This window comes from Stenotrophomonas sp. 3diitr2024, assembly GCF_042136455.1.
Taxonomy (GTDB): Bacteria; Pseudomonadota; Gammaproteobacteria; order Xanthomonadales; family Xanthomonadaceae; genus Stenotrophomonas; species Stenotrophomonas sepilia.
In genome coordinates this window covers 1-4,794 of sequence record NZ_JBHHMJ010000067.1, presented here as the reverse complement: position 1 = coordinate 4,794, position 4,794 = coordinate 1, and the positions used below count along the sequence as shown (strand labels likewise).

The 4,794-nt window shown below is 66.4% G+C and carries 6 protein-coding genes; 2 read left to right on the top strand and 4 right to left on the bottom strand.

The window, feature by feature from the left end; genetic code table 11:
- Window positions 1-74: 74 nt before the first annotated feature.
- Window positions 75-1,370, bottom strand: a complete 1,296-nt coding sequence (locus ABGA94_RS01445; protein WP_375366180.1) for a tryptophan--tRNA ligase — start codon at window positions 1,368-1,370, stop codon at window positions 75-77.
- A 108-nt stretch (window positions 1,371-1,478) separates the two neighbouring features.
- On the opposite strand from ABGA94_RS01445, the gene ABGA94_RS01440 reads away from it, so the two are divergent.
- A complete protein-coding gene (locus ABGA94_RS01440; protein WP_005420593.1) occupies window positions 1,479-2,279 on the top strand; it encodes a hypothetical protein in 801 nt (266 codons plus the stop codon).
- 73 nt (window positions 2,280-2,352) lie between these two features.
- Here the strand turns inward: ABGA94_RS01440 and ABGA94_RS01435 are convergent, their stop codons facing one another.
- The 3 genes from ABGA94_RS01435 to rocF form a co-directional block, all read right to left on the bottom strand.
- Complete coding sequence (locus ABGA94_RS01435; protein ID WP_004153772.1) at window positions 2,353-2,574, bottom strand: CsbD family protein; 222 nt, start codon at window positions 2,572-2,574, stop codon at window positions 2,353-2,355.
- A gap of 207 nt (window positions 2,575-2,781) precedes the next feature.
- Window positions 2,782-2,919 (bottom strand): entericidin A/B family lipoprotein, encoded by a 138-nt coding sequence (locus tag ABGA94_RS01430; protein ID WP_005407710.1) that lies wholly within the window; start codon window positions 2,917-2,919, stop codon window positions 2,782-2,784.
- Window positions 2,920-3,082: 163 nt separating this feature from the next.
- Window positions 3,083-4,003: an arginase gene (gene rocF, locus ABGA94_RS01425; RefSeq protein WP_005420594.1), complete on the bottom strand. Its 921-nt coding sequence runs from the start codon at window positions 4,001-4,003 to the stop codon at window positions 3,083-3,085.
- A 275-nt stretch (window positions 4,004-4,278) separates the two neighbouring features.
- Here rocF and ABGA94_RS01420 point away from each other — a divergent pair, with 275 nt between their 5' ends.
- Window positions 4,279-4,728, top strand: coding sequence for a hypothetical protein (locus ABGA94_RS01420; RefSeq protein WP_375366174.1), 450 nt, complete (start codon window positions 4,279-4,281; stop codon window positions 4,726-4,728).
- The last annotated feature ends 66 nt before the right edge of the window (window positions 4,729-4,794 follow it).

Here is a 4,794-nt window from a genome sequence, read left to right as displayed (position 1 = left end):
GGGGGCTGGGCTCTACAGAGGCGGAGCCGGGTCGAGCATGGCTCGACTCTACAAAGGGCAGGCAGGCCCGGCGATCAGGCCGCTTCGCGCAACGCAGCCAGGGCGGCCAGCACGGCGTCCACCTCGGTTTCCAGCTTGAACAGCTCGCTCTGCAACTGGTCGCCCTGCTCGGCCTGCTTGATCACCGCAATCAACTGGCCGGCATCGCGTGGCGAATCGAAGCCTTCGCTCTGGATCAGCAGCGTGCCGTCACCGGCGGTCAGCTTGAAGTAGAAGCGGCCGTCCTTTTCGCGGTACTGCTTGAACTGCGGCGGCGCCATGCGGGCCACGCCGGCATCTTCGCTGGCGATGTCACCGGCACCGGACAGGTCACGCAGGCCCACCGCATGGCGCAGCTCGTCCAGCAGCGGTGCCGCCAGCTGCTCGCGCAGCTGCTGGCCACGGCGCTTGAGCAGCGCTTCGATCTTCTCCGGCTCGGCCATCAGCGCGTTGTAGCGCTCGCGCAGCGGCGATAGCTCGCTGTCGATACGCTCGAACAGCTGCTGCTTGGCGTCGCCCCAACTGATGCCGGCGGCGAAGGCCCTGGCGAATTCCGCGGTCTGTTCCGGCGTGGCGAACGCCTGGTACATCTGGAACAGCGCCGAGCCTTCGGTGTCCTTCGGCTCACCCGGCGCGCGCGAGTCGGTCAGGATCGAGAACACCAGCTTCTTCAGCTCCTCGCGCGGCACGAACAGCGGAATGGTGTTGTGGTAGCTCTTGCTCATCTTGCGGCCATCCAGGCCCGCCAGCGTTGCCACCTGCTCATCGATCACCACGTCCGGCAGCGGGAAGTACTCCTTGCCGTACACGTGGTTGAAGCGCTGGGCGAAATCGCGCGCCATCTCGATGTGCTGGATCTGGTCACGGCCCACCGGTACCTGGTTGGCCTTGAAGATCAGGATGTCGGCGGCCATCAGCACTGGGTACATGAACAGACCGGCGCTGACGCCTGCGTCCTCGTCCACGCCTTCCTCGCGGTTCTTGTCCACTGCCGCCTTGTAGGCGTGCGCGCGGTTGAGGATGCCCTTGCTGGCGATGGCGGTCAGGAACCACATCAGCTCGGTGGTCTCGCGGATGTCGCTCTGGCGGTAGAACCACACGTGTTCCGGGTCCAGGCCGCAGGCCAGCCAGCTGGCCGCGATCTCCAGGGTCGCGCGCTGGGTGCGCTGCGGGTCCTGCGACTTGATCAGGCTGTGCAGGTCGGCCAGGAAGAAGAAGCTCTCGATCCCCGGCGCGCGGCTGGCCGCGATCGCCGGACGGATGGCGCCAACGTAGTTGCCCAGGTGGGGCGTGCCGGAGGGGGTGATGCCGGTAAGGACTCGGGTCGTCATGACTGCGTGGGGTAACCTTCGATGAACGGGGCCAGTTTACCTTGCACGCCACCAACCCCGTCAGGGCCTGCGGCGCGTTCATTCACGCAACCCCGCTGGAGACGCCCGATGAAACGCCTGCTGCCCCTGCTGCTGATCCTGCCCCTGGCCGGTTTCCGCCCGGCTCCCCTGCCGCCGCCGGTGTACGACGGCGGCCCCGTGCGCATGGCGCTGGTCGACCGCGACCGCGGCACCGAACTGCGCAGCTACCCTGCCGAGGGCCAGCGCTGGGTGGCCGGCGAGCGCGGCCACCGCTACGCCGTGCGCCTGTACAACGACAGCCCGCGCCGGGTACTGGTAGTGCTGTCGGTGGACGGCGTCAACGCCATCTCCGGCGAGGATGCCGATCCCTCGCAGACCGGCTACGTGCTCAATCCCGGCCAGCGCGCCGACATCACCGGCTGGCGCAAGAGCCAGGACGAAGTGGCGCAGTTCGTGTTCAGCAGCCCCAGCGGCAGCTATGCCAGCCGCACCGGCCGCCCGGACAACATCGGTGTGGTCGGCGTGGCCGTGTTCGAGGAAGCGCGTCGCTGGCGCCCCGAGCCGATCCTGCGCCGTGGCCTGCCGCCGCCGGCTCCAGCCGCACAGGCCGAAGCGGCGGCCGACGCCAGTGCCAGCCGCATCGAGGGTTACGCCAGCAAGTCGCAGGCCCCGGCGCTGGGTACCGGCCATGGCGCACGCGAGCAATCCTCGGTACGCGACACCGACTTCGAACGTGCCAGCCGCAGCCCTGCACAGGTATTGCAGCTGCGCTACGACAGTGCCCGCAACCTGCGTGCGCGCGGCATCCTGGTCGATGCGCCCTCGCGCCTGCCGCGCGAACCGCAGGCGTTCCCCAACCGCTACGTGCCGGACCCTCCGGCCCGCTGATCGTCCCGCGCAGACAACACGACGCCCGCAACCTCACGGTGCGGGCGTCGTGATGTGGGGGAAACCGAAGCGCTTACTTGTAGTCCGGGTAGTCCTTGCTCACCGCGTCCTGGAACTCACGCACTTCCTTCTCCGCGCGGTCCTTGGCCCAGCCATAACGTTCCTGCAGGCGGCCGGCCAGATACTCGGCATTGCCTTCGGCCACATCGAAGTCGTCGTTGGTCAGATCGCCCCACTTGGCCTGGGCCTTGCCCTTCAGCTGCGACCACTTGCCGGAAATGATGTCTTTGTTCATTGCTGGGAGTCCTTGGTTGCAACGGCGTTCTTACCGTGGCTCCAGCTTCGCGCAGTCGCTGTTGAGTACCGGTCAACCGGCAATGAAATGCACGCTCACCTGCTTGAATGGTTCACTACGCTTCGACACGTACGCTGCAGAGAAACGCGCAAGCAAAAAGGCCGGGGAGATCCCCCCGGCCTTTTTGCTTTCCGTTCCACTTCAGGCTCAACGGCCCTTGGCGGCATCCTCAACCTTTTCACCGGCCTTCTGCACGTCCTTGCCGGCACCGGCCACGGTGTTGCAACCGGCCAGCAGGGCCACCGAGAACATCGACAACAGCATCAGGGCAACTACGCGCTTCATGGGCTTCTCCTTGGGTTCGCCGCTATACCGCTTCATTCGCGGATGGGATTCTTTCGCTCGGCGGGAGGGCACCAATGCCCACTGCCGCCGCGTGAAGTGCAATCTGGCGGCAGGGGCGTGGAGCGGGCGTGAACGGTTCGGCGATCCGTTCAGCAGGGGGCGGTCAGTCGCGCATCAGGGTGGACTTGCCGAACAGGCTTTCCACCAGGTCCACGGCCAGTTCGGCGGTGGCATTCTGCTTGTCCAGCAAGGGGTTGAGCTCGACGATGTCCAACGAACCCATGCGCCCGGTGTCGGCGATCATTTCCATCACCAACTGCGCCTCGCGGTAGTTCACCCCGCCCGGCACCGTGGTGCCCACGCCCGGCGCGATGCTGGGGTCGAGGAAATCCACATCGAAGCTGACATGCAGATGGGTGTTCTCATCAATGCCGGCCAGCGCCGCTTCCACGGCACGCTTCATGCCGTTCTCGTCGATGTAGCGCATGTCATAGACATCCACCTTGTGGGTCTTGATCAGGCGCTTCTCCTCCGGGTCCACCGAGCGGATGCCGATCTGGTGCATCTGCGCCGGGGTGATCGCCGGTGCGCTGCCGCCCAGACGGGTCAGCGCGTCCGGGCCGAGGCCGCACAGGCAGGCCACCGGCATGCCGTGGATGTTGCCCGACGGCGTGACATCGCTGGTGTTGAAGTCCGAATGCGCGTCCAGCCACAGCACGCGCAGATTCTTCCCCTGCTCGCGGCACCAGCGCGCGACGGCGGTGATCGAACCGATGCCCAGGCAATGGTCGCCACCGAGCATGATCGGCATGCGCCCGGCCTGCAGCTCGGCGTAGCTGGCTTCCATCAGTGCGCGGTTCCAGGCCACCACCTCATCCAGGTGGCGGTAGCCCTCCACCGGCGCAGTCCACGGGTTGCGCGGGCCATCCAGGTTGCCCACGTCGCGCACGTCCACGCCGCGCGCTTCCAGCGCCTCCGGCAGGCCCGCCACGCGCAGCGCCTCCGGCCCCAGCCGTGCACCGCGATGGCCCGCACCGACATCGGTGGGAACGCCAATCAGGGATACGGAAATGGGATGGGCCATGGGTGCCTCCTGCGGTGCGGAAAAAGAAGCACAGTCTAGCCAGAGCTGTGTGACACCACTCGCGGCGGTGCAGCAGGGCATGGGTCAGATCGCCGCGGCCTGGCAGCCGTATCCGGTCAGGCATTCCAGCGCTGGGTCGTCAGGAATTGGACCTTCCGCGATCCACCTCACATCCCGGTCGGTTTCGCCTCTTACGCAAGGCTGTTGTTGTGTCCACGCTGCGCAGGCACCCTGAAGGTGCCGCCTCACTTCCTCAATCATGGAGCACCACGCGCATGAAACATGTACTCAATGGACTTGCGGTACTGGCAATTGCCCTGGGCGGACTGTTTCCCGCCGCTGCCAGTGCACCCTCGCAACGCATCACGCATACGGTGACCACCGACGCGTATCCCATGCAGACGGCAGGCGCACGCCAGGTACTCGACTGGGTGGCGCAGCGGGTAAAGCCGTCGTTCGCTCCCCAGGGCTACGGCAACGTACAGGTGGAACGACAGGCAGTCTCCGTAGGCCGCGCGTCTGCACGCTCGGACGAATCGATTCCCGGCAAGCTGCCGGACCAGGGCATTCCCGGTGAGATCTACCGGGTGGAAAACCTGCTTCCCGACGGCTCCATCCAGACGTGGGAATTCACCTGGGTGGAGCCCTCATCCGGCCATGGAGGCGGCTGGGATGTCACCGGGTACTCCTACAAGAAGGGAAATGACCCGGTGAACCAGCAGTAGCGGAACGGGGGCAACGCGCACCGCGCTGCCCCCTTAGACACGCCGCCGCCGCGCCTCAACCGCCGC

What these genes read in the sequence shown, in the direction of transcription:
- ABGA94_RS01430 (WP_005407710.1), bottom strand. Translation starts at nt 2,919, where the DNA reads ATGAAGCGCGTAGTTGCCCTGATGCTGTTGTCGATGTTCTCGGTGGCC.
- ABGA94_RS01445 (WP_375366180.1), bottom strand. Translation starts at nt 1,370, where the DNA reads ATGACGACCCGAGTCCTTACCGGCATCACCCCCTCCGGCACGCCCCAC.
- ABGA94_RS01420 (WP_375366174.1), top strand. Translation starts at nt 4,279, where the DNA reads ATGAAACATGTACTCAATGGACTTGCGGTACTGGCAATTGCCCTGGGC.
- ABGA94_RS01435 (WP_004153772.1), bottom strand. Translation starts at nt 2,574, where the DNA reads ATGAACAAAGACATCATTTCCGGCAAGTGGTCGCAGCTGAAGGGCAAG.
- ABGA94_RS01440 (WP_005420593.1), top strand. Translation starts at nt 1,479, where the DNA reads ATGAAACGCCTGCTGCCCCTGCTGCTGATCCTGCCCCTGGCCGGTTTC.
- rocF (WP_005420594.1), bottom strand. Translation starts at nt 4,003, where the DNA reads ATGGCCCATCCCATTTCCGTATCCCTGATTGGCGTTCCCACCGATGTC.